Raw genomic sequence first — 26359 nt, 5'->3', positions numbered from 1 at the left:
ACTCCACCCGGCCCGCGCCGGTCCGAAAGGTGAGCTAGCGCGTGAACCGCGCGATCGGGTTCACCAGGTCGCCGACCAGCTGGAGGGCCGCCGACGGGTCCGCCAGGTCCACCATCTGCTTGTTGTTACGCAGCTGGAGGCGGTTGAGGGCGGAGAGCGCGAAGGTCTCCGCGAACAGGTCGTACCGCTCGAACTTCTCCGCCAGCTCCGGCTTCGACTCCTGGTACGCGCGCACGCACTCCGCGACCGTCCGCCAGAACGCGTCCTCGTCGAGCGTGCCCTCCGCCGCGAGCGTCGCCGCGAAGAAGCGGAAGAAGCAGTCGAAGACGTCCGTGAAGATCGACAGCAGCTTCATGTCCTCGGGGACGTCCGCCCGGATCCGCTCCACGGCCGGCGGCAGCACCGCCGTCGGGTCCATCACGCAGATCTCCTCGGCGATGTCCTTGAACACCGCCCGGATCACCGCACCCTGCTCGTCGAGGACCAGGATCACGTTCTCGCCGTGCGGCATGTAGACCAGGTCGTACGCGTAGAAGCTGTGCAGCAGCGGCAGCAGGTACGCGTCCAGGTAGCCGCGCAGCCATGCCGTCGGCTCCAGGCCCGAGTCCGCGATCAGGGCGCCCGCGAAGGACGCGCCCACGTGGTCGACATGGAGCAATGAGGCCATCGTCGCGAGCCGCTCGCCCGGCGCCAGGGAGGCCACCGGCGACTCGCGCCAGAGCGCGGCGAGCATCTTGCGGTACGGGGAGTACCGGTCCGTCGCCGCCTCGTACTCCAGGTGCCGGTAGCCGACCGCCGCCCGCTCGCGGATGATCGAGAACCGCGCCTCCTTGAAGACGGCGTCGGCGTCGATCAGACCGGCCAGCCAGTCGTTGATCGCCGGGGTCGCCTCCATGTACGCGGCCGAGAGCCCGCGCATGAAGCCCATGTTGAGGACCGAGATCGCCGTCTTGACGTAGTGCTTGGCCGGATCCGCCGTGTTGAAGAACGTACGGATCGACTGCTGCGCGAGGTACGCGTCGTCGCCCTCGCCCAGGTACACCAGGCGCTGCTGGGCGACCTCGGCGGCGAAGGTGACGGCGAGCTTGTTCCACCACTGCCAGGGGTGGACCGGCATCAGCAGATAGTCGGCCAGGTCCAGGCCCCGCTCGGCGAGGGTCGCGGCGAAGCCGTCGACCGCCGCGTCGCCCAGCTCGGCGCGGACGAAGCTGTCGTACTCGACGTCCGCGCAGCCCGTGAAGGTGGTGCGGTCACGGCGCGCGGCCAGCCAGATCAGATGGATCGGGGCGGCGGCCTCGGGGGCGTACGCGTGGTACTCGTCGACGCCGAAGCCGAGCCGGCCGTTGTTGGCGACGAAACAGGGGTGACCCTCGGTCATCCCGGTCTCGATCGCCTGGAAGTCCGCACGCGCCAGCTCGGCGGCGGTGACCGGCGGCTTCGTGGCCTTGTACGCCGTACCGGACAGGGTGGAGGAGATCTCCTCCAGGTAGACCGGCAGGACCTCGTCGCTCAGGCCCAGCGAGCCGCGCAGCTCGGTGATGAACAGCAGCGCGTCGAGCGGGAGATGCTCCTCGCCGCGGTGGCGGGTGATCGACTCGGCGTGGACCTGCCAGTGGTCGAGCGCGTACCGGTCGGCGGCGAAGCGGTACTCGACGGTGCCGTCGTCGCTGCGCACCCGGTAGCGGTTCCCGCCCAGCTCCTGCGGGTTGAGCAGCCGCTCGTGGGCGAACTCGGCGAGGCCCTTGCGGATCAGCGCCCGGTTGGCGTCGGCCCAGCGGGCCGGGGTGAGGTGCGCGACGGGGTCGGCGACGGGGGACGGGCGGCGGCTCATACGGTGGCTCCCACGGCGGCCTCGAACTGCGCACGGGTGCAGAAGGACAGCAGGGCCTTCTTCTCCGGCTTCTGGATCTCGCGCTCGGCCACGAAGCCGACGGCCTCGTTGAGCGCGTGGACGGCCTTGTTGGCCACATCCGGCTCGACGACGACCCGCTCGGTCGCCGGGTCGGCGAACAGCTCCCGCATGACGGCGGTGATCACCCGGCGGGTGAAGCCGTGGACAGGGGTGTCGGTGGGCGCGACGAGGAAGTGCATGCCGACGTCGCCGGGCTGGGGCTCGTACAGGCCGACCAGCTCCAGCTGGGACGGGTCGTACCGCTCCATGAGGATCGCGGGCACCTCGTCCACCAGCCCGATGAAGGCCTCGTGGTGCGGGTTCGCCGCGAACGCCATGTACTCGCGCTCGACGTCCTGGAGCGCGGCGTCCTGCATCATCCAGAACGCGGCCTTGGGGTGCGTGACCCAGCCGTGGATCAGCTCGGCGTCCGCGAGCGGGTCGAGCGGGCGGAAGCGGACGGTGTCGGTGGCGATGTCGGCGGTCACGCGGCGAACTCCTGGAACGCGATGGTCTTCTCGACGGGGTAGTACTCGCGGCCCAGCATCGCTCCGATGATGTACGCGTTGCGGTACGCACCCATGCCCAGGTCGGGCGAGGTGATGGAGTGGGTGTGGACGCTCGCGTTCTGCACGAACACGCGACGCCCTGTGGTGTCGACCGAGTAGTTCCGGGCGACGTCGAAGCGGCCCTGGGAGTCCCAGCGCAGCTGGTCGCGGACCGGCTCCAGGAACGCGGGGACGGAGTACTTGTAGCCGGTCGCGAGGATCAGGCCCTCGGTGTCGAGCGTGAAGTCCGTGCCCTGCTCCTCCTGGTGGAAGCCGAGCGTGTACGTGCCGCTGGTGTCGTCGTACGCGGCGGAGTGCAGGGCCGAGTTGGTGAGCAGCCGGGTGGGGACCGGGCCGGCCAGGTTCTTCTGGTAGAGCAGGTCGAAGATGGCGTCGATCAGCTCGCCGTCGATGCCCTTGAACAGGTTCTTCTGCTGGTTCTCGAGCCGGTAGCGGGTCTGCTCGGGCAGCGCGTGGAAGTAGTCCACGTACTCCGGCGAGGTCATCTCCAGCGTCAGCTTGGTGTACTCCAGCGGGAAGAAGCGCGGCGAGCGGGTCACCCAGTTCAGCCGGTAGCCGTGGACGTCGATCTCGGAGAGGAGGTCGTAGTAGATCTCCGCCGCGCTCTGGCCGCTGCCGACCAGGGTGATCGACCGCTTCTTCTGGAGCGCCTCCTTGTTCGGGAGGTAGCGGGAGTTGTGGATCAGGTCGCCGCCGAGGCCCTGGCAGGAGTCGGGGACGTGCGGCGGGGTGCCGGTGCCGAGCACGATTCGGCGGGCACGGAAGGTCTCCCCGGCCTCCGTGGTCACCACGTACTCCTCGCCGGCCTCGTCGTAGGTGACGGCGGCGACGGTGGTCGAGAACCGGATGGAGCTCAGCTGGTCGGCGGCCCAGCGGCAGTAGTCGTTGTACTCGACGCGCAGCGGGTAGAAGTTCTCGCGGATGTAGAAGGAGTAGAGCCGGCCCTTCGCCTTCAGGTAGTTCAGGAAGGAGTACGGGGAGGTCGGGTCGGCCATCGTGACCAGGTCCGACATGAACGGCGTCTGGAGGTGCGAGCCCTCCAGGAACATCCCGGAGTGCCACTCGAAGTCCGGCTTGGACTCCAGGAACAGGCCGTTCAGCTCGTCGATCGGCTCGGTCAGGCAGGCGAGACCGAGGTTGAACGGACCGAGCCCGATGCCGATGAAGTCGTACGTGCTGGTCGTATCAGGCGTGGACAAGGGTCTCTCCCAGGTACTGCTCGGCGTGGCCGGCTATCAGGTCGAGGACGGCGGCGATGTCGGCCACGGTCGTCTCGGGGTTGAGCAAGGTGAACTTGAGGTACTGGCGGCCGTCGACCTTCGTCCCGGCGACGACGGCCTCGCCGGAGGCGAAGAGCGCCTTGCGGGCGTAGAGGTTGGCGCGGTCGATGTCGGCGGGGGAGGTGACGGCCTCCGGGATGTAGCGGTAGACGAGCGTGGACAGCTGCGGCTGCACCACCACGTCGTAGCGCGGGTCGGCGGCGAGCAGGTCGAAGCCGTCCCTGGCCAGGTCGCAGACCTCGTCGAAGAGCTCTCCGACACCGTCGGCGCCCATCACGCGCAGGGTCATCCACAGCTTCAGCGCGTCGAAGCGGCGGGTGGTCTGGAGGGACTTGTCGACCTGGTTCGGGATCTGCTCGGCGACCGTCGTGGGGGTCCCCCCTGCTCGAGCGGAGCCGAGAGCTTGGGGGAGCGGGTTGAGGTAGTCCGCGTGGTACGTGGCGTGGCGCAGGGTCGCCCCGTCCCGGACCAGGAGCGCGGAGGAGCTCACCGGCTGGAAGAAGGACTTGTGGAAGTCGACGGTGACGGAGTCGGCCCGCTCGATGCCGTCCAGGAGGTGGCGGCGGGTGGGCGAGGCGAGCAGTCCGCAGCCGTAGGCGGCGTCGACGTGCATCCAGGCGCCGTACTCCTCGGCCAGGGCGGCGATCTCGTGCAGCGGGTCGATGGAGCCGAAGTCGGTGGTGCCCGCGGTGGCCACGATCGCCATCGGCGTCAGGCCCTCGGCACGGCAGGCCTCCAGCTCGGCGGCGAGGACGACGGACTGCATGCGCCGGGTCCGGTCGACCGGGATGGAGATGACGGCGTCGGGGCCGAGACCGAGGAGGCCGGCGGACTTCTGGACGCTGAAGTGGCTGCAGTCGGAGGTGAAGACGCGGAGCTTGGACAGGTCGGTCGTCTTCGCCTCCTCGCGGGCCAGGAGCAGGGCCTGGAGATTGGACTGCGAACCGCCGCTGGTGAAGACGCCGTCGGCGGAGGGTCCGAAGCCGATGCGGCCGGTGGTCCAGTCGACGAGCTTGCGCTCGATGAGGGTGCCGCCCGCGCTCTGGTCCCAGGTGTCGAGCGAGGAGTTGACCGCCGAGAGGACGGCCTCGCCAAGGACGGCGGGGATCACGACCGGGCAGTTGAGGTGGCCCAGGTAGCGGGGGTGGTGGAAGTAGACGGCGTCGCGGAGGTAGACGCTCTCCAGCTCGTCGAGGGCGGCGGAGGAGTCGCCGAGCGGCTTGTCGAGGTCGACGGCGTCGACGGTGGGGGCCAGCGCGGCGGGCGTGACACCGGTGAACGGGCGGCGCGTCGTGGCGAGTTTCCTCGCCACCCGCTCGACTCCTTCGGTGACGGAGCGCCGGTAGCTCTCCGCCGTGGCGTCGTTGAGCAGGTGCGAGCGCATGGGGATGGTCCTCCGGGGACGGGAGAGGTGAGGGGTGAGGGGGTGGGTGCGCGCCAAGGGTGGCGGTGCGTAAGTGAGGTTAGCCTAACCTAACTTTGCCACGCAAAGGACCCCCCACCCGTGAGGGGTGAGGGGTCCTCGCAGAGGTCGCAGGGGTCCTCTATGGATCCTCTACTGGTCGTCTTCCTGCGGCGACTCGCGCAGGGCGTCCTCGGACAGCCCCTTGCGCCAGTAACCGACGAACGTCACACGCCTGCGGTCGAGTTCACGATCGCGTACGAAGTGACGGCGCAGCTCCTTCACCGAACCGGACTCGCCCGCGATCCACACGTACGGTGCGTCACCCGGCAGTTCGGCGGCGCGCACCGCGGCCACGGCGGAGGGTGCGCCCTCCTCCCGTACGAGCCAGGTGACGGTGGCTTCGGCCCGGGTGGTGAGCTCGATCCGGTCGCCGGAGAACGGCACTTCGAGATAGACCTGCGCCCGGGTCCCGGCCGGCAGCCACTCCAGGATCGCCGCGGCGGCCGGCAGGGCCGTCTCGTCGGCCCAGAGGAGTACGGAGTCGGCGTCGTCCGGAAGCTGGAAGCGGACGGCGGTGTTCTCGGCGACCGCCGGGCCGAGAACGACCACCCGGTCGCCGGGCTTGGCGCCCTGCGCCCAACGGCAGGCGGGCCCGCCGTCCTCGTGGAGCGCGAAGTCGATGTCGATCTCGTTCGGCCCGTCGGGCCCGGTGCGCTGCTCCCGGACGGTGTACGAGCGCATCACGGCCCGCTCGTCGTCCGGCATCGCGCGCCAGGCGCCCAGGATCGCGTACATGTCCGGGTCGTCCAGCGGCGGCAGGACGGGGGCCTCCTGGCCGGGGTGCGGCAGGAAGAGGGAGAGCGACTGGTCGCGCCCCCCGGAGGCGAAGGACTTGAGGTCCTCACCGGTGAACGTCACGCGGACCAGGGACGGGCCGAGCCGCCTCGTCCGGTCGACCTGGAGGGAGAAGAACTGGAAGGGGGCGGTCTCGGCGTTCGCCATGGGTCAGGACACCTTCTTGGCGTTCTCGAGGGCCTTGGCCAGGTCCTCCAGGATCGGGGCGCACTTGGCGTACGAGTAGATCGGCTCGGTCACGCGCGGAATGACCTGGCCGGCCTTGACGGCGGGCAGCGCGGCCCAGGTCGGCTTGGCCTTGAGCGCCTCGGGCTGGAGGGCGGAGGTGCGGTTGTCGAGCATGATGATGTCGGCCTGGTACTTGCCGACGTTCTCCCAGCTGAGGCCCTCGAACCAGCCGCCCTGGTCCAGCTTGTCGGGCGTGACGAGGGTGACGCCCAGCTCCTTGAAGTAGAGCGTGTCGGTCGGCCGGACGGGGGTGGAGACGTAGAACAGGTCGGGGGAGCCGGAGCCGATCAGGACCTTGATGTCCTTCTTGCCCTTGGCGGCCTGGCGGACGCGCTCGGCGGCGGCCTCGAAGCGGGCCTTGTCGTCCTTGAGCTTCTGCGTCTTCACGTCGGCGCCGAGGGAGGCGGCGAGGTCGACGTGGCGCTGGAGCACGGCCGGCATGGACTTGTCCGAGGCCCAGAGCGCGACGCTCGGGGCGATCTTGAGGATCTTGTCCTTCTGCTCGGCCGGGACGTACCAGAGGTCGTTCTTCTCCCACATGTCGGTGATGAGGAGGTCCGGGTTGAGCTTGAGGTACTCCTCGATCTTGAACTCGCCCCAGACGTTGCCGATGACCGTGACCTTCGCGATGTCGAGGTCGCCGGCCTGGACGTCCGGCTTCTTGGCCTTGGTCTTCGGGTCCTCGACGTAGGTCGGGCCGAAGACGCCCTTGACCTCGATGCCGAAGTCCTTGAGGGCGGCGGCCATGCCGGTGAAGGCGACGATGTTCTTCGGGGTCGCCTTCGCCTCGACGGCGGTGCCGCGGTCGTCGGTGAACTTCCACGGCCCGGCCTTCTCGGAGGCCCCGGCGGCGCTGCCGCCACCGTTCTCGGTCTTGGTCCCACAGGCGGCGAGCGCGGCGCCGAGCCCGAGGGCGCCGCCGGCGGCGAGCAGGCCGCGACGGGTGAGGGAGGTGGCTCGGGCGTTGCTGGGCATGGCGGAGTCACTTTCGGTACGTGCCGGGGACGGCCTGGGCAAGTCGAAGGTAGGTTAGCCTAACCTCACGTTGATCTGGAGGGGTGGGGGTGGATTGGGGCTGGGGTGCATGTCACATGCCGGGGGCATATTTGGCCCTTGGGTGACCCGAGGGTGAAGTTCCCTTTCGTGGGGGTCGGTTGTGCTGCGGGTCGCCTCGGTTGACGTGGCGGCGGGCCCTTCGCGGGCTTCTGGTTCGGCCGCCCTCGTTCTGAGTCCGGCTCAGTGGCCGGCGGTCGCGGGCTCGGTTGGGCTTCATGCCCCGCTGATTGCTCCCGGCGGATCCCAAATCCCCTGCGGGAGCCCGCTGCCCGGCCCTAAGTGCAGCGAACTCCGCATAGCCGCACACGGATGGCAGCGATTGTCGGGTGTGTCGGCTGTGCGGTGGCGAGTTCGGGGGGAAACGTGCGCGCTGGGGGTGCCGGCTCGGTGTTGCGTGCCGGCTCAGGTGAGGGCGGCGGTCAGGAGGGTGAAGGCGGCGATGATGACGGCGACGCGGACGTAGTGGAAGCGGTCCCAGCGGTTCTTCTGCTCCTTCCAGTCCACGGGGCGGTTGTCGGGGGTCCACGTCTTGCTCCGGTTGTTGATCGGGACGAGCAGCAGGACCGACATGATCACGCTGACTATCAGCAGCGCGCCGGCGGTGGCGAGGAGTCCGGCGCCGTCCTGGCCCCATCCGGCGATGGCCAGGATCGCGACCAGGACGAGCGAGCTGATGTACCAGACCGGCATCACGGCGCCGAGCATCCGGCCCCCGTGGGCGCGGCCGAGTACGCCGCTCTCCTCCGGGAGGGCGTCGAGGATCCGGTTGATGACGAAGGCGACGGAGAACTCCACCCCCACCATCAGGCCGACGACCACGGTGGTGAAGACCTCGAGTGCGTTGAGCATGGGGACCCCTCCTGGGATCTAGCGCCGCTAGATGATGAGGCAACGCTAGTGCTACTGCCGCTCGATTGTCTAGCGATGCTAGAATCGAGTCATGTCGGTACAGGAACGCAAGCAGCGCGAACGGGCGGACCGTGAGCGACTCATCGTGGCGACGGCCCGCGAACTCGCCGAGGACCAGGGCTGGGACGCGGTCACCACCCGCCGGCTGGCCGAGGCCATCGAATACAGCCAGCCCGTCCTCTACAGCCATTTCCGCGGCAAGCGCGAGATCATCGGCGCCGTCGCCCTCCAGGGCGCCGCCGAGATGGCCGTGGCGCTCCGGGCCGCAACCTCCACCGCGGACGGCCCTCGCGCCCGCGTCACCGCCCTCGCCGGCGCCTACCTCGACTTCGCCGAGCGCAACCCGGCGGTCTACGACGCCATGTTCCAACTCGACGGCGGCCTGGCGTTCGCACACGAGGACACCCCGGCCCCACTGAAGGACGCCTTCGCCGCCCTCCTGGAGAGCCTCGCGGACGTCGCAGGGGACGGAGTCCACCCGGGCCTGTTCACCGAGGTGTTCTGGGCATCACTGCACGGGATGGCAACCCTGACCAGGGCAGGCCGCCTGCCCCCGGAGGACACCGAGCGGCGAATGGAACTCCTGGTGGACCGACTGGCCGCGCTCTGACAGCGCCTCAAGCGCGCACGTTTGCCCCCGAACTCGCCCCCGCATGGCCGACACCCCCGGCAATCGCCGCCGTCCGTGTGCGGCTATGCGAAGTTCGCTGCACTTAGGGCCGGGCAGGGCAGCGCGGCTCCCGCAGGGGGAATGGGGACCCACCGGGGCTGAAACAGCCGGGCATGAAGCCCAGCCGGACACGTGCCGTCAGTCGCTGAGCCGGTGCCGTCACCGCCCCATTCCACTGCCGCGCACCCCGAGCCGACCGGGACCGACGTCCCCCACCCCCGCCGCAAACCGAGCCCCCACCCACCGGGCGCAAGGCACCCGCTCGACCGGAGCGATACCCGGCCTCCCACCCGCCGGCCGCGAGGCCCCCACCCCGCCCGGCCAATCCCCATGCCCCCACCCGCCGGGCCGCAGGCGGCCTCGCGGCCGGAGCGATTCCCGCCGTTCCCCGTGGCCACGCCCCGGGGCGCCCTCCGAGAGTGTTTTCGCGCCTGGAGGCGTCGGGTCAAGGGTGGCCGTAGGCCATCGCGGAGCGACGCGACCGGAGGGAGCGCCCTTGACGCGGCGGTGGAAGGTGCGACTCTCGGAGAGAGGGCGGCCCCGCCAGAGGCTCACCGGCGCCAGGGCCTCGACCCGCTCGGAAGCCAGATCCACTCAAGGCCCCCAACGGCAACGCCCGCCACCCCGAGTGGGGCGACGGGCGTTCCTCGCGTAAGGCGACACGCGACACGGTCACGCAGTCGACAGCCCCAACTCCCGCGCGATCAGCATCCGCTGCACCTCGCTCGTGCCCTCGCCGATTTCCAGGATCTTGGAGTCGCGCCACATGCGGGCGACGGGGTACTCGTTCATGAAGCCGTAGCCGCCGTGGATCTGGGTGGCCTCGCGGGCGTTGTCGACCGCGACGGTGGAGGAGTACAGCTTCGCGATCGCCGCCTCCTTCTTGAACGGCTCCCCGGCCACCAGCCGGGACGCCGCGTCGCGCCAGCCGATCCGGGCCATGTGCGCCCGCATCTCCATGTCCGCGATCTTGAACTGGATGGCCTGGTTGTCGCCGATCGGGCGGCCGAAGGCGTGACGTTCCTTCGCGTACTTCACGGACTCGTCCACACAGCCTTGCGCGAGCCCGGTCGCGAGCGCCGAGATCGCGATCCGGCCCTCGTCGAGGATGCGGAGGAACTGCGCGTACCCACGCCCCTCCTCGCCGAGCAGGTTCGCGGCGGGCACGCGGACGTTGTCGAAGGACAGCTCGCGCGTGTCCGAGGCGTTCCAGCCGACCTTCGAGTACGGGGCGGCGACCGTGAAGCCCGGGGTGCCGGACGGGACGATGATCGAGGAGATCAGCGGGCGGCCGTCGGCCTTCCGGCCGGTCACGGCCGTCACGGTCACCAGGCCCGTGATGTCCGTACCGGAGTTGGTGATGAAGCACTTGGAGCCGTTGATGACCCAGTCGTCGCCGTCGCGGACGGCCGTCGTGCGGGTCCCGCCCGCGTCCGAGCCCGCACCCGGCTCCGTCAGGCCGAACGCGCCCAGGATCTCGCCGCTGCACATCCGCGGCAGCCACTCCTGCTTCTGCTCCTCCGTGCCGAAGCGGTAGACGGGCATCGCGCCGAGCGAGACACCCGCCTCCAGGGTGATCGCCACGGACGAGTCCACGCGGGCGAGCTCCTCCAGCGCGATGCCGAGCGCGAGGTAGTCGCCGCCCATGCCGCCGTACTCCTCCGGGAAGGGCAGGCCGAACAGGCCCATGCGGCCCATCTCGCGGACGATCTCGTACGGGAACTCGTGGCGCTCGTAGTAGTCGCCGATCTTCGGCGCGACGACGTCGTGCGCGAACTCCTCCACGGTGCGGCGGAGTTCCTCGTGCTCTTCGGCGAGCCGGTGGTCGAGGGACATGGGTGACGTCACTCCTTGTGGGAGAGGGCGCGGACGGTACGGGACGGGCTCGGTCGGCCCAGTTGTTCAGCCATCCACACGCTGGTGGCGGTGAGGGCGGTCAGATCGACACCGGTCTCGATGCCGAGGCCGTCGAGCATCCACACGAGGTCCTCGGTGGCGAGGTTGCCCGTGGCGCTCTTGGCGTAGGGGCAGCCGCCGAGGCCGCCGGCGGAGGCGTCGACGGTGGTGACGCCGTGCTGGAGGGCGGCGAGGGTGTTGGAGAGGGCCTGGCCGTAGGTGTCGTGGAAGTGCACGGCGAGGCGCCGCGTCGGTACCCCGGCCTCGTTCAGGCCGTGCAGGAGCTCGGTGACGTGGCCCGGGGTGGCGACCCCGATCGTGTCGCCCAGGCTCAGCTCGTCGCAGCCCATCTCGGCCAGGGCCTTGGTGACGCGGACGACCTGCTCGACCGGGACCGGGCCCTCCCAGGGATCGCCGAAGCACATGGAGAGGTAGCCGCGGACGCGGAGACCCTGCTCTATGGCGCGCGTGACGACGGGCTCGAACATGGCGAGGGCCTCGTCGACGGTCCGGTTGAGGTTGGCCTTCGCGAAGGACTCGGTGGCGGAGGCGAAGACGGCGACGTCGCGGGCGCCGAGGGCGAGGGCGCGGTCGAGTCCGCGCTCGTTCGGTACGAGTACGGGAAGCCGGGCCGGCACCCCGCCGAGCATCGGGAAAAGCGCCTCGGCGTCGGCGAGTTGGGGCACCCACTTGGGGTGGACGAAGCTGGTCGCCTCGACGGTGGAGAGCCCAGCGGCGGCGAGCCGTCGTACGAACTCGGCCTTGACGTCCGTCGGGACGACGGTCTTCTCGTTCTGGAGCCCGTCGCGGGGGCCGACCTCGTGGATCCGGACCCGGGCGGGGAGCCCGGGGGCGGGCACGCGCATGGGCAGGCCCGTGGTCATGATTCCTCCCTGGGAGTCACCACGGCGAGGATCTGGTCCATGGCGACGGTGGAGCCGGGGGTGACGTCCAGCTCGGTGACGGTGCCGGCGTGCGGGGCGGAGATGACGTGCTCCATCTTCATGGCCTCGACCACGAGCAGGCTCTGCCCGGCTTCGACCTCGTCCCCGACCGCGACCTTGACCACGGTCACGGTGCCGGGCATCGGCGCGGCCAGCGTGTCGGCGCCGCCGTGCCGGGCACCGCTGAGCGCCGCGGCGACGGGGTCGTGGTCCTGGAGGTGCCAGGAGTCCCCGTCCCGGCCGAGCCAGAGGCCTTCGGGGGAGCGGGCGACGTGGAAGTGGTGGACGACGCCGTCGAAGTGCACGGTCACGTGGTCGGCGGAGGTCTCCCCCACCCCACCCCTTCCCGAATCCCTGCCGGGGGCTTCGGGGGAGCTGCCGAGCGCGACAGCGAACACCCCTCCTGCCCCGGACGCGGCAGCACCCTCACCCAGCACCAGTTCCGCACCCCCCGCCCTGCCGCGGATGCGGGTCACGACCGGGTCGTGGCCCGCCGCGCGGAAGTGGCGTGGGGTCCAGGCCGGTTGGCCGCCGAGGCGCCACGCGGTGGGGGCGTCGAAGGGGTCCGTCCAGCCGGTGCCGGTCGGCCCAGGAGTCGGGGGGAACTGGCGCAGCAGCGCGGCCGCCGCGTAGACCTCCGGCGGGACCGACCCTCCGGTCAGGCTCTCCGCGTCGCGCTCCACCAAGCCCGTGTCCAGGTCCCCGCTCACCACCGACTCGTGCGCCAGCAGGCGTCGCAGGAAGCCCGCGTTGGTCGGGACGCCGAGGGTGACCGTGTCCGCGAGGGCCGCCCGGAGGCGGCGGAGGGCTGTCGGGCGGTCCGGGGCGTGGACGATGACCTTCGACAGCATCGGGTCGTACAGGCTGCCGACCTCCGTGCCCTCGCTCAGGCCCGAGTCCGTGCGCACCCCCTCGCCCTGCGGTTCCCGCAGCGACAGGACCGTGCCGCCCGAGGGGAGGAAGCCCCGCGACGGGTCCTCCGCGCAGATCCGGGCCTCGATCGCCCAGCCGTCCAGGCGGATGTCCGACTGCCCGAAGCCCAGCTTCTCGCCCGCCGCGACCCGCAGCTGCCACTCCACCAGGTCCAGGCCCGTGATGAGCTCCGTCACCGGGTGCTCGACCTGGAGCCGGGTGTTCATCTCCATGAAGTAGTACGAGGCCGGGTCGCCGCCCGGCACGATGAACTCCACCGTGCCCGCGCCGACATACCCGCACGAGCGCGCCGCCTCGACCGCCGCCGCGCCCATCGACTCCCGGAGCTCCGGGGTCAGGAGGACGCTCGGGGCCTCCTCGATGATCTTCTGGTGGCGGCGCTGGAGCGAGCACTCGCGCTCGCCCAGGTGGACCACGTTCCCGTGCGCGTCCGCCAGGACCTGGATCTCGATGTGGCGCGGGCGGTCGATCCACCGCTCCACCAGGAGGGTGTCGTCGCCGAAGGACGACCGCGCCTCGCGGCGCGCCGCCGCGATCTCGTCGTCAAGGACCGACAGGTCGCGCACCAGGCGCATGCCCTTGCCGCCGCCGCCCGCCGAGGGCTTGAGGAGGACCGGGGCGCCCAGCTCCCGCGCAGCCGACTCCAGTTCGGGATCGGCGGCGCCGGGGACCACCGGGACCCCTGCCGCCTTCACCGTCTCCTTCGCGCGGATCTTGTCGCCCATCAGCGAGATCGCCGAGGCCGGCGGGCCGATGAACGTCAGGCCCGCCTCCTCGCACGCCTTCGCGAAGCCCGCGTTCTCCGCCAGGAAGCCGTACCCCGGGTGGACCGCCTGCGCGCCCGTGCGACGGGCCGCTTCGAGCAGCGCCGGTACCGACAGGTAGGACTCGGAGGCCGGCGGCGGGCCGATCCGTACCGCCGTGTCCGCCTCCCGGACGTGCCGGGCCTCCGCGTCCGCGTCGCTGTACACCGCGACCGAGCGGACGCCGAGCGCCCGCAGCGTGCGGATGACGCGGACCGCGATCTCGCCCCGGTTGGCCACAAGGACTGTGTCGAACATCTGCTGGGGTCCCCTCACATCCGGAAGACGCCGAACTGGGGGTCACCCAGCGGCGCGTTGGCGCAGGCCGTCAGGGCGAGGCCCACCACCTGGCGGGTCTCCATCGGGTCGATGACCCCGTCGTCCCAGAGCCTGGCCGTCGCGTAGTAGGCGTTGCCCTGGGTCTCGTACTGCGCGCGGATCGGGGCCTTGAAGGCCTCCTCGTCCTCCGCGCTCCACTCGTCGCCGAGCTGGTCCCGCTTGACGGTCGCGAGGACCGACGCGGCCTGCTCGCCGCCCATGACGGAGATCTTGGCGTTGGGCCACATCCACAGGAAGCGCGGGGAGTACGCCCGGCCGCACATCGAGTAGTTGCCCGCGCCGTACGAACCGCCGACGACCACCGTCAGCTTCGGCACGCGCGTGGTGGCCACGGCCGTGACCATCTTCGCGCCGTGCTTGGCGATGCCGCCCGCCTCGTAGTCCTTGCCGACCATGAAGCCCGAGATGTTCTGCAGGAACAGCAGCGGGATGCCGCGCTGGTCGCACAGTTCGATGAAGTGCGCGCCCTTCTGGGCGGACTCGGAGAACAGGATGCCGTTGTTGGCGACGATCCCGACCGGGTGGCCGTGGATCCGGGCGAAGCCGGTGACCAGTGTCTGTCCGTACTCGGCCTTGAACTCCTGGAAGCGGGAGGCGTCCACGATCCGCGCGATGACCTCACGGGCGTCGTACGGGGTACGGGAGTCCACCGGCACCGCGCCGTAGAGCCCCGCCGGGTCCACCTTCGGCTCCTCGACCGGCTCCACCGACCAGGGCAGTTCGCCCCGTGCGGGCAGGGTCGCGACGATGTTCCGGACGATCCGGAGCGCGTGCGCGTCGTCCTCGGCGAGGTGGTCGGTGACTCCGGACGTACGGGAGTGCACCTCGCCGCCGCCCAGTTCCTCCGCCGTGACGACCTCGCCGGTCGCCGCCTTCACCAGCGGCGGTCCGCCGAGGAAGATCGTGCCCTGGTTCCGTACGATCACGGCCTCGTCGCTCATCGCCGGGACGTACGCGCCACCGGCCGTGCAGGAGCCGAGGACGGCGGCGATCTGGGGGATGCCGGCGCCGGACATCCGGGCCTGGTTGTAGAAGATCCGGCCGAAGTGCTCCCGGTCGGGGAAGACCTCGTCCTGCATCGGCAGGAACGCGCCGCCCGAGTCCACCAGGTACAGGCAGGGGAGACGATTCTCCAGCGCCACCTCCTGGGCCCGCAGGTGCTTCTTCACCGTCATCGGGTAGTACGTGCCGCCCTTGACGGTCGCGTCGTTGGCGACGATCACGCACTCACGGCCGGAGACCCGGCCGATGCCCGCGATGACTCCGGCGGCCGGGGCCGCGTCGCCGTACATCCCGTTCGCCGCGAGCGGGGCCAGCTCCAGGAACGGGGAACCCGGGTCCAGGAGCGTGTCCACCCGGTCGCGCGGCAGCAGCTTGCCGCGCGCGGTGTGCCGGGCGCGGGCCTTCTCACCGCCGCCGAGCGCGACCGCGGCGAGCTTGGCGCGGAGCGTCGCGGTCAGCTCCTCGTGCGCCGCCTCGTTGGCCTGCCAGGCCGCGGACGCGGGATCCGCCGCGCTCGTCAGCACAGGTGCCTGCTGCATCCCTCGAGCTCCCTTGCTCGGTTAATGAGCGTTAACGTATGTCCTTCAGGTTAACGACCGCTAACGCGGTTGTCTAGAATCATCTGCATGACCACCACCGCCAGGACCGACGCCCCCACGCGACGCGAGCAGATCCTCAAAGAGGCCGCTCGCCTCTTCGCCGAGCGCGGCTTCCACGGCGTGGGCGTCGACGAGATAGGAGCCGCTGTCGGCATCAGCGGCCCCGGGCTCTACCGCCACTTCCCGGGCAAGGACGCGATGCTCGCGGAGCTGCTCGTCGGCATCAGCGAGCGCCTCCTCGACGGCGGCCTGCTGCGCGTGGGCGACGCCGCCGGCGACCCGCGGGCGCTGCTCGGCGCGCTCATCGACGGGCACATCGACTTCGCGCTCGACGACCGGCCCCTCATCACCCTGCACGACCGGGAGCTCGACCGGCTCAAGGACGAGGACCGCAAGCGGGTACGCCAGCTCCAGCGGCAGTACGTCGAGCTGTGGGTGACGGTCGTACGGGAGCTGTACCCGGCGGCCTCCGAGGGCGAGGCCCGGGCCGCCGTCCACGCCGTCTTCGGGCTCCTGAACTCGACCCCGCACCTCGCCGCCGTCGGCCGCGATTCGATGGAGGAGCTGCTGCGACGCCTCGCGCACGGGGCCTTCGGCGCCCTCGCGGAGGCGTAGCGGGCGGCACGGACTCCGGTCCAGGAGGTGAAACCGGGCGGACGGCCGCCCGGCGGCCCGGCAGAATGAGCATCATGCCGATACTCAGTCGCCCCGCCCTGGTCGAGCACCTCGTGCGGACCCGGATCGCCGGAGACGTCGCCACCCCGCGCGACAACAACCTCTCCCACTACCGCAAGCTCGCCAACGGCGACCGGCACTACTGGCTCGGCCTGGAACTCGGCGACCGGTGGACCGACGAGCAGGACGTGCTCGCCGTGATGGCCGAGCGGTGCGGGGTGAACGACGACCCCGCCCACCGCGCCGGCCAGGACACCATCGACCCCGAGCTGACCGTCGACGCCCTCGACCGGGCCGCCGCCCGGCTCCGCAAGGCCGCCGCGGGCAAGCAGCGGGTGCTCTTCGCGACCGGCCACCCGGGCGCGCTGATCGATGCCCACAGCCGCGTCGCCGCCGCGCTGCGGGCCCAGGGCTGCGACATCGTACGGATCCCCGGCGGGCTCACCGCCGACGAGGGGTACGTCGTGCAGTTCGCGGACGTCGCCGTCTTCGAGCGGGGCGCGACCCTCTGGCACACCCATTCGCCGGAACCGATGAACGCGATCCTGGACGGCCTGGAGGCCCTGGGCGAGCCCCGGCCCGACCTCGTCGTCGCCGACCACGGCTGGGCAGGACGCGCCGGCCAGCGCGGGATCGACTCCGTCGGCTACGCCGACTGCAACGACCCCGCCCTCTTCATCGGCGAGGCCGAGGGCACGATGCAGGTCACGATCCCGCTGGACGACCACGTCATCGACCCCCGCTCCTACGAGCCCCTCACCGCCTACCTGCTCGACGCGTCCGGCCTGCTCTGATCCGGCCCGCCGCTCCGACGCTGTTGCAGGCCCGGTGTCGGGTCCAGGTACACCCGCTTGACGGCCGGAAAGCGCTCACGCAGCTGCTCTTCGGCCTCCTCGCACGCCCACTCGACCTGCTCGGCCGAGGACATGTCACGGAAGTCGACCTTCGCCGCGATCATGACCTCCTCCGGTCCCTGGATCAGCGTCGTCAGGTCCAGTACGTCGATGATGTGCGGCACCGTCAGCAGCTCCTCGCGGATCTCCGCCCGCATCCGCTTCGGGACCGGGCGGCCGATGAGCAGCTCCGCGTTGGAGCGGCCGAGCACCCAGGCCACGTACACGAGCAGGGCGCCGATGAGGATCGAGGCGACGCCGTCCCAGGCGCTGTCGTCGGTGAGCTCGACGCCGAGCAGCCCGCCCGCCGCCAGCATCAGCCCGCACAGGGCGGCCGAGTCCTCCATGACGACGGCCTTGACGGTGGTGTCGGGGGTGCGCCGCAGATAGCGGCCGAAGGGTGCCTTCATCCGCTCCGCCTCGCCCTTGACCTGACGGACCGCCGTCCGCAGGGAGAAGCTCTCCAGGACGAAGGCGACGCCGAGCACGATGTACGAGACGAGCGGGTCGCCGACCTCCTCGCCGTGGGTGAGGGTGTGGATGCCGTCGTAGACGGAGAAGACCGCGCCGCCGACGAAGGTGGCGACGGCGGCAAGCAGCGCCCAGACGTAGCGTTCCTGCGCGTAGCCGAGCGGATGGTCCTCGTCGGCCGGCTTCTCGCTCCGCCTGAGCGCGGTGAGCAGCATGACCTCGGTGACCGTGTCGGCGACCGAGTGGGCCGCCTCGGAGAGCATCGCGCTCGATCCGCTGATGACGCCGGCGATGGCCTTGGCGGCGGCGATCCCGAGGTTCGCCACCGCCGCCACGATCACGGTGACGGTGCTCTCGCCGTTCCCCGCGTCCTTCTTCGAGCCGTTCCGCGAGTCTCTCTGCGCCATGAATCGGACGGTATGTCCGGTCATCGGCGCGGGACGCGAACGACACCCTCCTGGATGACGGAGATCGCCAACCGCCCGTCCTGCGTGTAGATCCGGGCCTGGCCGAGTCCCCGGCCGCCCGAGGCGGACGGCGACTCCTGGTCGTACAGCAGCCATTCGTCGGCCCGGAACGGCCGGTGGAACCACATCGCGTGGTCCAGCGAGGCCCCGACGACGTCCCCGACCGCCCAGCCGCCGCGCCCGTGGGCGAGCAGCACAGAGTCGAGCAGCGTCATGTCGGAGACGTACGTCGCCAGGCAGACGTGCAGCAGCGGGTCGTCGGCCAGCTTGCCGTTCGTACGGAACCAGACCTGCGAGCGCGGCTCGCGCGGCTCACCGACCGAACCCCACGGCGGGGTGTCGACGTACCGCAGGTCCACCGCCGCCCGTGCCTCGACGAGCCGTGCGGCCACGTCCGCCGGGAGGTGCCGGGGCAGCATCTCGGCGGCCGTCGGCAGGGACTCCGGGTCCGGCGCGGGAGGCATGTCGTACTGGTGCTCCAGCCCCTCCTCGTACGTCTGGAAGGACGCGGAGAGGTGGAAGATCGGCTGCCCGTGCTGGACGGCGACGACCCGTCGGGTGGTGAAGGACCGGCCGTCGCGGATGCGGTCCACGGTGTACACGATCGGCGCGCCCGGGTCCCCGGCGCGCAGGAAGTACGCGTGCAGGGAGTGCGCGAGCCGGTCGCCGGGGACGGTCCGGCCGGCCGCCACCAGCGCCTGGGCGGCCACCTGGCCACCGAAGACGCGGGGGACGACGGCGGAACGGGACTGTCCCCGGAAGAAGTTCTGCTCGATCTGCTCCAGGTCGAGCAGATCGAGCAGGGCGTCGAGAGCCTCGGGCACTTACAGACCCATCGACTTCGCGATGATCGACTTCATGATCTCGCTGGTGCCGCCGTAGATGCGGTTGACGCGGTTGTCGGCGTACAGGCGCGCGATCGGGTACTCGTTCATGTAGCCGTAGCCGCCGTGCAGCTGGAGGCAGCGGTCGATGACGCGGTGCGCGACCTCGGTGCAGAAGAGCTTGGCGCTCGCGGCCTCGGCCGGGGTCAGCTCGCCCGCGTCCAGGGCCTCCAGGGCGCGGTCGGCGACGGCCTCGGCCGCGTCCACCTCGGCCTGGCAGGCGGCCAGCTCGAACTTGGTGTTCTGGAAGTGCGCGACCGGCTTGCCGAAGACCGTGCGGTCCGTGACGTACTGCTGGGCGAAGCGGACGGCGGCCTTGGCCTGCGCGTAGGCGCCGAAGGCGATGCCCCAGCGCTCGGAGGCGAGGTTGTGGCCGAGGTAGGAGAAGCCCTTGTTCTCCTCGCCGAGGAGGTCCTCGACCGGCACCTTCACGTCGACGAACGCCAGCTCGGCGGTGTCGGAGGTGCGCAGGCCCAGCTTGTCCAGCTTGCGGCCGATGGAGTAGCCCTCGGACTTGGTGTCCACGGCGAAGAGGGAGATGCCGAAGCGGCGGTCCTCGGCCGTCGGGGCGGACGTACGGGCGCAGACGATCACGCGGTCGGCGTGGACGCCACCGGTGATGAAGGTCTTGGCGCCGTTGAGGACGTAGTGCGTGCCGTCCTCGGAGAGCTTGGCGGTGGTCTTCATGCCGGCGACGTCGGAGCCGGTGCCCGGCTCGGTCATCGCGAGGGCCCACATCTCCTCGCCGGAGACGAACTTCGGCAGGTACTTCTTCTTCTGCTCGTCGTTGGCGAGCATCTTGATGTACGGCAGGGCGAGCAGCACGTGCACGCCGGAGCCGCCGAACTGCACGCCCGCGCGCGAGGTCTCCTCGTAGAGGACGGCCTCGAACTTGTGGGTGTCCAGGCCCGCGCCGCCGAACTCCTCGGGGACGTTGATGCCGAAGATGCCCAGCTCACCGAGCTTGTCGTAGAACTCGCGCGGCGCCTGGCCCGCGGCGAACCACTCGTCGTAGACGGGGACGACCTCGGCCTCGATGAAGGCGCGGATGGTCTCCCGGAACGCCTCGTGGTCCTCGTTGAATACGGTACGGCGCACGGTACGACTCCTCCGGATGTGCGGGCCCATGTATGGCTAAGCGCTTGCTCAGTCAAGTTACCCATCGGTTCTGGCCGCTGTCCAGGGTTGGGGACGCATGGTTGTCCACATCACGTCCGGTCAGGAGCCGGAGGCCTCTTCGCGGATCCAGCGACGGTTCACGTCGTCGTACGCGAACAAAGGCCTGCCGGCGACGGGGGCGGTGCGGAACGGCTGCCCGTCGTCGGTGATCCGGACCGTCCCCGAACGGCCCTCGCTGCTCCACACCAGCTCCAGGTACCAGCGGCAGTCGCAGCCTGCCGTCCGGGCGGTGACGAGCAGCTCCTCCGGGTCCGACGAGGTCACCGCGTACGGGAAGGAGATCGCCGGGAGCGTCCGGCCCTCCTCCCCGGAGGCGTCGTACCCGTCGAGTGCCCGAGCCACCGGCCGCGGCCGGTCCAGATCCACATCGAAAAGGCGCGGCGTCACCGCCCCGCCGCACCCGTCGCCCATCCGGTACGCCGCCCACGACAGCGGCGCGCCCCGCTCCACCACCCGCACGTGCAGCGCCTGGAGCACCACCGCGGCCGCGCCCTTCCCCTGCACCGACACCCGCACCAGCGTCTCCCCGCCGTCCACGGCCTCCTGCGCCGCCGCCCAGCCCCGCGCGTCGGCCGCCTCCGGCGGGGGAGGGGGCGTCCGCTCCATGAGGTAGGTGTACGCGCACCCGCCCTTCCAGATGTCCGAGGCGACCGTCCACGTCAGCGGCGCCGGTGGTTCGGCGGCCCGCTCCCGGGTCTTCCCGGGCAGGAGTACGGCTCCGAGCGTCACCGTCCCCACGACCGCCAGCGCCCCGCAGACCACGCCCACCCATCCCCACCGGCGCCTCCGCCGCTCGGACGGGAGGCCCGGCACGCGCGCGTGCACGGGTTCCGGCTCGGGCGCGGGTCCCGCCTCCGGGGCCGGCGCGGACTCCGGAGTCGGCTCCGGAGCGGGCTCAGGTGTCGCCTCCGGGCCGGGCTCGGGCTCCGACTCCGCGCCGAGCTCCTGCACCGCAGGGCGGCGGGCGCGGTCCGCGCGGGTCCAGGCCGCCTCCAGGGCCCGCCGCTCCTCCTCGTCCGCCCCGCACAGCAGGGCGAGGCGGTCGACCACGGCGAACTCCTCGGGGACGGTCGCGCCGGAGCAGTAGCGGTGGAGGGTGGACGCGCTGACGCTCAGGCGCCGCCCCAGCGCCTCGTAACTCCTCCCGTCCTGCGCCTTCATCGCGCGCACGAGCCGAGCGAACTCCTCGACGGCGGCGTCCTTCGGCATTCCATCCCCCTCGACCATGCGTCCCACCCTTCACGTCCTTGCACGTCAGCAGGGGTGGAATGGTTCCGGGACGGATGGTGGGCGCGTCACCGTTGCAGGCGGTGGGTGGCGGCCTCGACGCTGGTGGAGCACTGACCGAACGACCCGACGGGGGATCCACCAGCATGAACAAGTTCCGTACCGCACTCGCCAGCGCCGCCGCTGCCGCCCTGGGCCTCGCGGCCCTCGCCACGGCCCCGGCGCAGGCCGCCGCCCAGCCCGCCTTCCTCGCCGCCTCCCAGATGCCGCCCTCGTCGACGCCGTGGACCGCCACCCAGGTCTTCGCCGGCGTCCCGGAGAACGGCGGCGCCCTCTGCGCCCCGTACAAGATCCCGGCGCAGAACAGCCGCTACCGCGAGTTCAGCACCGAGCTCGACACCAACGGCGTCCAGATCACCACCGTCGCCCGCACCGAGGCCGACGCCGTGAAGCTGGTCGACACCCTCCGTAAGTCCCTCGCCGGCTGCGGCCCCCTGCTTGAGCGGCAGAACCCGGGCCTGAAGGCCGTCAGCGCCTCCCACGGCAAGGTCGCCGTCGAGGAGGGCGCCTGGGTCTACAGCCTGGACACCGCCGACCCGCAGATCGGCAACACGGACATCCACCTCTTCTCCGTCGGCCGCGACGGCCGCGCGGTCACCCTCGTCCGCTGGGGGCAGATGGGCGACCTGGCGGACGCCCCGGTGACCGCCTTCAAGACGACCACCCGTACCGCCGTGAACAAGCTCTGGCCCTGACCGAGCGCTAAAGCCGGCCGAGGGCGAACCACAGCTCCATCCGTACGTCCGCGTCGTCCAGGTCCATGGCCAGGAGCGTCGCGCAGCGCGCGATGCGCTGGCGGACGGTGTTGCGGTGGATGTCCAGGGCGACGGCCGTGCGGTCCCAGTTGCCGTGCAGCGAGAGCCAGGTCCGCAGCGTCTCGGTGAGCGGTTCGTGGAGGGGCGCGAGCAGGGTGCGCGCGTACGCCGTCGCCTCCGCCGCGTCCATCAGCCCGCCGAACCCGGCGGGCCGGTGGCGTACGAGGTCCGTACGGGTCGCCTCCGCCCGGCGCAGCGCCCGCGCGGCCTGCGCGTCGCCGACGGCCAGGTCGCCGGCCGCGACGGGGGCGCTGACCCCGAGGGTCCAGCCGGGCTGGGCGGTGACGGGAGAGGAGGCGGGGAGCAGCAGTCGTACGGACACGGGGGTGCCGTGCGGCTCGCTGCTCCCCGCCTCCGCGTCGGCGCGTCCGGGTGCGCCCCCGCCCGCACCGCCCCCACCCGTGCTGCCCGTGCCGCCCCCGCCCGCGTCCACCAGCGCCGTCCCCAGTGCCGCGCCCAGGCTCGGGGCCGCGAACGGGGTGCCGTCGCCGCCTCGGGCGTGGACGACCGTCCAGGGGCCCGGGCCGAGGGGACGTGAAGCCTCCTCGACGTCGGCCCCGAGGAGGAGGCGGACCAGGGCCGTGTCGCGGGCCGAGACGTCCGCGCCGCGGTGCGGGGCGGTCAGCAGCGAGAGCAGGACGACGGCGACGCCCGCGATGGTGTGGTCCCCGGGCTCCCGGCTCTCCGTGGCGACCCCGAGGGTCAGCCCGTCGCCGCCGCCCAGCGCGTACGCGGCCAGGCGCAGCCCGTCGCCCTCGCCGCTCGCCGTGGCCGGGCCGCCGGGCCGGTGGCCCACCACGCCCGCCAGCTCCATGAGCGCCAGGGACACCGTGCCCGGCAGCTCCCGCCCCGCCGCCGCGTAGGGCGTGCCGTCCGCCGCGTACAGCACCGCCCGCCCGCCGAGCCGGGAGGCGAGCGCCCCCAGGACCGCCGGGACGGGCGCGGGACGGGCGGCCGCCACGGCGAGCGACTGCTGGGCCTCCGTCACCCGCCGCAGCTCCCGGTGGCGGGCCTCCGCCATCAGCCGCCAGACCGCCCGGGCGACCGCCGTGAACGGCGTCTGCGGCGGCACTTCGAGCAGCGGCAGCCCGTGCCGCTCGCACGCGGCGACGAGGGCCGCGGGGACGGTGTCGTACACCGGCGCGACACCGAAGCCGAGAGCCGCCGCCCCCGCCTCCACGACCCGCTCGACGTAGTGCGCCGGGTCCGGGAGCTGCACGCCCGCCGTCATCAGGAGCTCGCCGCCGAGCAGGTACGGGTACGGGTCGGCCATCTCGGAGGTGTGCACCCAGTGGATGGCGGCGTCGGCCGGTCCCGCCAGGCGCCGCAGCCCGAGGTCCTTCCGGCCGAGCAGTGCGGCCAGCGAGACGGGTGGGGCCGGTGGCGTGGACGTCGGTTCTTGCGCGGCCATCGCTATGGACCTTTCGTACATCGCACCGGATTGACAGTGGATGAAACTTACGCTTCTTCGTCGCTTTCCGGCCACCTAGCCTCGTGCCATCCAGCGGCCGCGGGTACGGGCGGATGTCCTCGCGAACAGTCACTGGTTGTCACTCCACCGCACGACACGCCACCGGAACGAACGAGGGAGGGCCCACCCCATGGCCGTCGACTACACAGTGATCGTCCTGTACTTGGCCGGCATGCTCGCGATGGGCTGGTGGGGCATGCGCCGCGCCAAGTCCAAGAGCGAGTTCCTGGTGGCGGGCCGTCGGCTCGGCCCCTGGATGTACTCCGGGACCATGGCCGCCATCGTTCTCGGCGGCGCGTCGACGATCGGTGGTGTGGGCCTCGGCTACAAGTACGGCCTCTCCGGCGCCTGGATGGTCTTCGCCATCGGCCTCGGCCTGCTGGCCCTCTCGATCTTCTTCTCCGCCCGGATCGCCCGGCTGAAGGTCTACACCGTCTCCGAGATGCTCGACCTGCGTTACGGCGGCAAGGCCGGCGTCATCTCGGGCGTGGTCATGTGGGCGTACACGCTGATGCTCGCGGTCACCTCGACCATCGCGTACGCCACGATCTTCGACGTCCTCTTCGACCTGCCCCGCACGGTCGCGATCGTGCTCGGCGGCGCCATCGTCGTCGCGTACTCGACGCTCGGCGGCATGTGGTCGATCACGCTCACCGACATGGTGCAGTTCGTGGTGAAGACCATCGGCGTGCTGATCCTGCTGCTGCCGATCGCCGTCATCAAGGCGGGCGGCTTCGCCGAGATGAAGGCCCAGCTGCCCACCGAGTACTTCGCGCCGCTCGGCATCGGCGGCGAGACGATCTTCACGTACGTCCTGATCTACACCTTCGGCATGCTCATCGGCCAGGACATCTGGCAGCGGGTGTTCACCGCGCGGACCGACAAGGTCGCCAAGTGGGGCGGCACGGTCGCCGGTACGTACTGTCTCGTCTACGCCCTGGCCGGCGCCGTCATCGGTACCGCGGCCAAGGTGCTCTACCCGAACCTGCCCAGCGCCGACGACGCCTTCGCGACGATCGTCAAGGACGAGCTGCCGATGGGCGTGCGGGGCCTGGTCCTCGCCGCCGCGCTCGCCGCGGTGATGTCGACCTCCTCCGGCGCGCTGATCGCCTGCGCCACCGTCGCCAACAACGACATCTGGTCGCGGCTGCGCGGTCTCACGGCCAAGGGCGGCGGTGCCGAGGAGCACGACGAGGTGAAGGGGAACCGTCTCTTCATCCTCCTCATGGGCATCGCCACGATCGCCATCGCGATCGCCCTCAACGACGTCGTCCAGGCGCTGACCGTCGCGTACAACCTGCTGGTCGGCGGCCTGCTCGTGCCGATCCTCGGCGGTCTGCTGTGGCGCCGGGGCACCGTGCAGGGCGCGCTCGCCGCGGTCACGGTCGGCGGCCTGTCCGTGATTGGCCTGATGTGGGCTTACGGAATCTTGGCAAATGAGCCTGTTTACTATGGTTTGTTGGCCTCGCTCGCCGCATATGTGATCGTTTCCCTGGCGACCCGCCCGACGGACGCCGCCGTGCTCGCCCACTGGCGTGACCGGCTGGCGGGCCGGAACACCCCCGAAACGGACGCCGACACCGGCGCCGACGCCGACCCGACGAAGCCGGAGACCGTGCCGGTGTCGTCGTCGGCGACCGGCTGACGGCACCAGACTCCCGGCCGGGGCCCGAGACGACCCTCGGGCCCCGGCCGGACACCACCGACACACCCAGGAGGACCCGACCATGAGCAGCAGCGACCAGAACGCCTTCCGCGGCCCCACCGACTCGTCCCGCATCCCGCGGTACGCCGGTCCCGCGACGTTCGCCCGGCTGCCGCGACTCGACGAGGTCGGCACCGCCGACGTCGCCGTGGTCGGCATCCCCTTCGACAGCGGTGTCTCCTACCGCCCCGGCGCCCGCTTCGGCGGCAACGCGATCCGCGAGGCCTCCCGCCTCCTGCGCCCGTACAACCCGGCGCAGGACGCCTCGCCGTTCGCGCTCGCGCAGGTCGCCGACGCCGGTGACATCGCCGCCAACCCGTTCAACATCAACGAGGCCGTCGAGACGATCGAGGCCGCGGCCGACGACCTGCTCGCCACGGGTGCGCGCATGATGACCCTCGGTGGCGACCACACCGTCGCGCTGCCGCTGCTGCGCTCCGTCGCCAAGAAGCACGGCCCGGTCGCGCTGCTCCACTTCGACGCGCACCTCGACACCTGGGACACGTACTTCGGCGCCGAGTACACCCACGGCACCCCGTTCCGCCGCGCCGTCGAGGAGGGCATCCTCGACACCTCCGCCCTGTCGCACGTCGGCACCCGCGGCCCGCTGTACGGCAAGCAGGACCTGACCGACGACGAGAAGATGGGCTTCGGCATCGTCACCTCGGCGGACATCTACCGCCGCGGCGCCGACGAGGTCGCCGACCAGCTGCGCCAGCGCATCGGTGACCGCCCGCTGTACATCTCCATCGACATCGACTGCCTCGACCCGGCCCACGCCCCCGGCACCGGCACCCCGGAGGCGGGCGGCATGACCTCCCGCGAGCTCCTGGAGATCCTGCGCGGCCTGTCCTCCTGCAACCTGGTCTCGGCGGACGTGGTGGAGGTGGCCCCGGCCTACGACCACGCGGAGATCACGGCGGTCGCGGCGTCGCACACGGCGTACGAACTGACGACGATCATGTCCCGCCAGATCGCGGCGGGGCGCGCCTCCGGCGCGAAGTAACCCCTGGGGTCGGGGGGGGGGGGGCGGGGGGGGGGGGGGGCCCCCGGCCCCCCCCCCCCCCGCCCGCGCCCCCCCCCCCCCCCGGGCCCGCCCGAGCCCAGCCCCCCCCGCGGGGAGGACGCCGCCC

22 protein-coding genes are annotated in these 26359 nt (G+C 71.4%); 6 read left to right on the top strand and 16 right to left on the bottom strand.

What is annotated here, in order from left to right; genetic code table 11:
* Window positions 1-34: 34 nt before the first annotated feature.
* The 7 genes from AB0F56_RS20520 to AB0F56_RS20490 form a co-directional block, all read right to left on the bottom strand.
* Window positions 35-1831, bottom strand: a complete 1797-nt coding sequence (locus tag AB0F56_RS20520) for an IucA/IucC family siderophore biosynthesis protein (protein ID WP_362011542.1) — start codon at window positions 1829-1831, stop codon at window positions 35-37.
* Window positions 1828-2379, bottom strand: a complete 552-nt coding sequence (locus AB0F56_RS20515; protein ID WP_362011540.1) for a GNAT family N-acetyltransferase — start codon at window positions 2377-2379, stop codon at window positions 1828-1830. Before AB0F56_RS20515 ends, AB0F56_RS20520 begins: the two co-directional genes overlap by 4 nt.
* Window positions 2376-3659, bottom strand: coding sequence for a lysine N(6)-hydroxylase/L-ornithine N(5)-oxygenase family protein (locus AB0F56_RS20510; RefSeq protein ID WP_362011537.1), 1284 nt, complete (start codon window positions 3657-3659; stop codon window positions 2376-2378). The genes AB0F56_RS20515 and AB0F56_RS20510 overlap by 4 nt, the downstream gene beginning before the upstream one ends.
* Window positions 3646-5124: an aspartate aminotransferase family protein gene (locus tag AB0F56_RS20505; protein WP_362011535.1), complete on the bottom strand. Its 1479-nt coding sequence runs from the start codon at window positions 5122-5124 to the stop codon at window positions 3646-3648. Before AB0F56_RS20505 ends, AB0F56_RS20510 begins: the two co-directional genes overlap by 14 nt.
* 171 nt (window positions 5125-5295) lie before the next feature.
* A complete protein-coding gene (locus tag AB0F56_RS20500; RefSeq protein WP_362011532.1) occupies window positions 5296-6147 on the bottom strand; it encodes a siderophore-interacting protein in 852 nt (283 codons plus the stop codon).
* A gap of 3 nt (window positions 6148-6150) precedes the next feature.
* Complete coding sequence (locus tag AB0F56_RS20495) at window positions 6151-7203, bottom strand: ABC transporter substrate-binding protein (protein ID WP_362011529.1); 1053 nt, start codon at window positions 7201-7203, stop codon at window positions 6151-6153.
* 483 nt (window positions 7204-7686) lie between these two features.
* Entirely contained in the window at window positions 7687-8133 is a 447-nt protein-coding gene (locus tag AB0F56_RS20490) for a DUF1772 domain-containing protein (protein WP_362011526.1), read from the bottom strand.
* Between the two features lie 91 nt (window positions 8134-8224).
* On the opposite strand from AB0F56_RS20490, the gene AB0F56_RS20485 reads away from it, so the two are divergent.
* A complete protein-coding gene (locus AB0F56_RS20485) occupies window positions 8225-8803 on the top strand; it encodes a TetR/AcrR family transcriptional regulator (RefSeq protein WP_362011524.1) in 579 nt (192 codons plus the stop codon).
* Window positions 8804-9535: 732 nt separating this feature from the next.
* Here the strand turns inward: AB0F56_RS20485 and AB0F56_RS20480 are convergent.
* Genes AB0F56_RS20480 through AB0F56_RS20465 form a run of 4 tightly spaced genes read right to left on the bottom strand, consistent with a single transcriptional unit; the run spans window position 9536 to window position 15319 of the window.
* The gene (locus tag AB0F56_RS20480; protein WP_362011522.1) at window positions 9536-10699 is read right to left on the bottom strand and encodes an acyl-CoA dehydrogenase family protein; all 1164 of its coding nucleotides are present in this window, start codon (window positions 10697-10699) and stop codon (window positions 9536-9538) included.
* 8 nt (window positions 10700-10707) lie between these two features.
* The gene (locus AB0F56_RS20475) at window positions 10708-11643 is read right to left on the bottom strand and encodes a hydroxymethylglutaryl-CoA lyase (protein ID WP_362011519.1); all 936 of its coding nucleotides are present in this window, start codon (window positions 11641-11643) and stop codon (window positions 10708-10710) included.
* Entirely contained in the window at window positions 11640-13697 is a 2058-nt protein-coding gene (locus tag AB0F56_RS20470; RefSeq protein WP_362011516.1) for a biotin carboxylase N-terminal domain-containing protein, read from the bottom strand. Before AB0F56_RS20470 ends, AB0F56_RS20475 begins: the two co-directional genes overlap by 4 nt.
* A 14-nt stretch (window positions 13698-13711) precedes the next feature.
* Window positions 13712-15319, bottom strand: coding sequence for a carboxyl transferase domain-containing protein (locus tag AB0F56_RS20465; RefSeq protein ID WP_362011513.1), 1608 nt, complete (start codon window positions 15317-15319; stop codon window positions 13712-13714).
* A gap of 87 nt (window positions 15320-15406) precedes the next feature.
* Between AB0F56_RS20465 and AB0F56_RS20460 the strand changes: the two genes are divergently transcribed.
* Together AB0F56_RS20460 and AB0F56_RS20455 are read left to right on the top strand one after the other, a co-directional pair.
* Window positions 15407-15994: a TetR/AcrR family transcriptional regulator gene (locus AB0F56_RS20460; protein ID WP_362011510.1), complete on the top strand. Its 588-nt coding sequence runs from the start codon at window positions 15407-15409 to the stop codon at window positions 15992-15994.
* 74 nt (window positions 15995-16068) lie between these two features.
* A complete protein-coding gene (locus AB0F56_RS20455; RefSeq protein WP_362011507.1) occupies window positions 16069-16848 on the top strand; it encodes a phosphatase in 780 nt (259 codons plus the stop codon).
* Here the strand turns inward: AB0F56_RS20455 and AB0F56_RS20450 are convergent.
* The 4 genes from AB0F56_RS20450 to AB0F56_RS20435 all read right to left on the bottom strand — a co-directional run bounded on the left by AB0F56_RS20450 (window position 16818) and on the right by AB0F56_RS20435 (window position 21157).
* Window positions 16818-17825: a cation diffusion facilitator family transporter gene (locus AB0F56_RS20450; protein ID WP_362011504.1), complete on the bottom strand. Its 1008-nt coding sequence runs from the start codon at window positions 17823-17825 to the stop codon at window positions 16818-16820. The genes AB0F56_RS20455 and AB0F56_RS20450 overlap by 31 nt on opposite strands.
* 20 nt (window positions 17826-17845) lie before the next feature.
* Complete coding sequence (tesB, locus tag AB0F56_RS20445; RefSeq protein WP_362011502.1) at window positions 17846-18709, bottom strand: acyl-CoA thioesterase II; 864 nt, start codon at window positions 18707-18709, stop codon at window positions 17846-17848.
* On the bottom strand, window positions 18710-19867 hold the full coding sequence (locus tag AB0F56_RS20440) for an acyl-CoA dehydrogenase family protein (protein ID WP_362011499.1): 1158 nt from the start codon (window positions 19865-19867) through the stop codon (window positions 18710-18712).
* 120 nt (window positions 19868-19987) lie between these two features.
* Window positions 19988-21157 (bottom strand): helix-turn-helix transcriptional regulator, encoded by a 1170-nt coding sequence (locus AB0F56_RS20435; RefSeq protein ID WP_362011496.1) that lies wholly within the window; start codon window positions 21155-21157, stop codon window positions 19988-19990.
* A gap of 164 nt (window positions 21158-21321) precedes the next feature.
* Between AB0F56_RS20435 and AB0F56_RS20430 the strand changes: the two genes are divergently transcribed.
* On the top strand, window positions 21322-21930 hold the full coding sequence (locus tag AB0F56_RS20430) for a hypothetical protein (protein WP_362011494.1): 609 nt from the start codon (window positions 21322-21324) through the stop codon (window positions 21928-21930).
* 7 nt (window positions 21931-21937) lie between these two features.
* Here AB0F56_RS20430 and AB0F56_RS20425 read toward each other — a convergent pair whose 3' ends face one another.
* On the bottom strand, window positions 21938-23461 hold the full coding sequence (locus AB0F56_RS20425; protein ID WP_362011492.1) for a PucR family transcriptional regulator: 1524 nt from the start codon (window positions 23459-23461) through the stop codon (window positions 21938-21940).
* A 190-nt stretch (window positions 23462-23651) separates the two neighbouring features.
* Here AB0F56_RS20425 and AB0F56_RS20420 point away from each other — a divergent pair, with 190 nt between their 5' ends.
* Window positions 23652-25166, top strand: a complete 1515-nt coding sequence (locus tag AB0F56_RS20420; protein WP_362011490.1) for a sodium:solute symporter — start codon at window positions 23652-23654, stop codon at window positions 25164-25166.
* A gap of 82 nt (window positions 25167-25248) precedes the next feature.
* Complete coding sequence (gene speB / locus AB0F56_RS20415; RefSeq protein WP_362011488.1) at window positions 25249-26232, top strand: agmatinase; 984 nt, start codon at window positions 25249-25251, stop codon at window positions 26230-26232.
* The last annotated feature ends 127 nt before the right edge of the window (window positions 26233-26359 follow it).

It is taken from the genome of Streptomyces sp. NPDC026092 (assembly GCF_040638605.1).
Lineage (GTDB): Bacteria > Actinomycetota > Actinomycetes > Streptomycetales > Streptomycetaceae > Streptomyces.
This window is presented reverse-complemented; position numbering and strand designations above follow the sequence as displayed.

Coding starts and splice junctions, on each gene's coding strand:
- AB0F56_RS20465 (WP_362011513.1), bottom strand. CDS start 15,319: ATGCAGCAGGCACCTGTGCTGACGAGCGCGGCGGATCCCGCGTCCGCG.
- AB0F56_RS20475 (WP_362011519.1), bottom strand. CDS start 11,643: ATGACCACGGGCCTGCCCATGCGCGTGCCCGCCCCCGGGCTCCCCGCC.
- AB0F56_RS20425 (WP_362011492.1), bottom strand. CDS start 23,461: ATGGCCGCGCAAGAACCGACGTCCACGCCACCGGCCCCACCCGTCTCG.
- AB0F56_RS20420 (WP_362011490.1), top strand. CDS start 23,652: ATGGCCGTCGACTACACAGTGATCGTCCTGTACTTGGCCGGCATGCTC.
- AB0F56_RS20435 (WP_362011496.1), bottom strand. CDS start 21,157: ATGCCGAAGGACGCCGCCGTCGAGGAGTTCGCTCGGCTCGTGCGCGCG.
- AB0F56_RS20495 (WP_362011529.1), bottom strand. CDS start 7,203: ATGCCCAGCAACGCCCGAGCCACCTCCCTCACCCGTCGCGGCCTGCTC.
- AB0F56_RS20430 (WP_362011494.1), top strand. CDS start 21,322: ATGAACAAGTTCCGTACCGCACTCGCCAGCGCCGCCGCTGCCGCCCTG.
- AB0F56_RS20520 (WP_362011542.1), bottom strand. CDS start 1,831: ATGAGCCGCCGCCCGTCCCCCGTCGCCGACCCCGTCGCGCACCTCACC.
- AB0F56_RS20485 (WP_362011524.1), top strand. CDS start 8,225: ATGTCGGTACAGGAACGCAAGCAGCGCGAACGGGCGGACCGTGAGCGA.
- AB0F56_RS20500 (WP_362011532.1), bottom strand. CDS start 6,147: ATGGCGAACGCCGAGACCGCCCCCTTCCAGTTCTTCTCCCTCCAGGTC.
- AB0F56_RS20455 (WP_362011507.1), top strand. CDS start 16,069: ATGCCGATACTCAGTCGCCCCGCCCTGGTCGAGCACCTCGTGCGGACC.
- AB0F56_RS20490 (WP_362011526.1), bottom strand. CDS start 8,133: ATGCTCAACGCACTCGAGGTCTTCACCACCGTGGTCGTCGGCCTGATG.
- AB0F56_RS20450 (WP_362011504.1), bottom strand. CDS start 17,825: ATGGCGCAGAGAGACTCGCGGAACGGCTCGAAGAAGGACGCGGGGAAC.
- speB (WP_362011488.1), top strand. CDS start 25,249: ATGAGCAGCAGCGACCAGAACGCCTTCCGCGGCCCCACCGACTCGTCC.
- AB0F56_RS20470 (WP_362011516.1), bottom strand. CDS start 13,697: ATGTTCGACACAGTCCTTGTGGCCAACCGGGGCGAGATCGCGGTCCGC.
- AB0F56_RS20505 (WP_362011535.1), bottom strand. CDS start 5,124: ATGCGCTCGCACCTGCTCAACGACGCCACGGCGGAGAGCTACCGGCGC.
- AB0F56_RS20480 (WP_362011522.1), bottom strand. CDS start 10,699: ATGTCCCTCGACCACCGGCTCGCCGAAGAGCACGAGGAACTCCGCCGC.
- AB0F56_RS20460 (WP_362011510.1), top strand. CDS start 15,407: ATGACCACCACCGCCAGGACCGACGCCCCCACGCGACGCGAGCAGATC.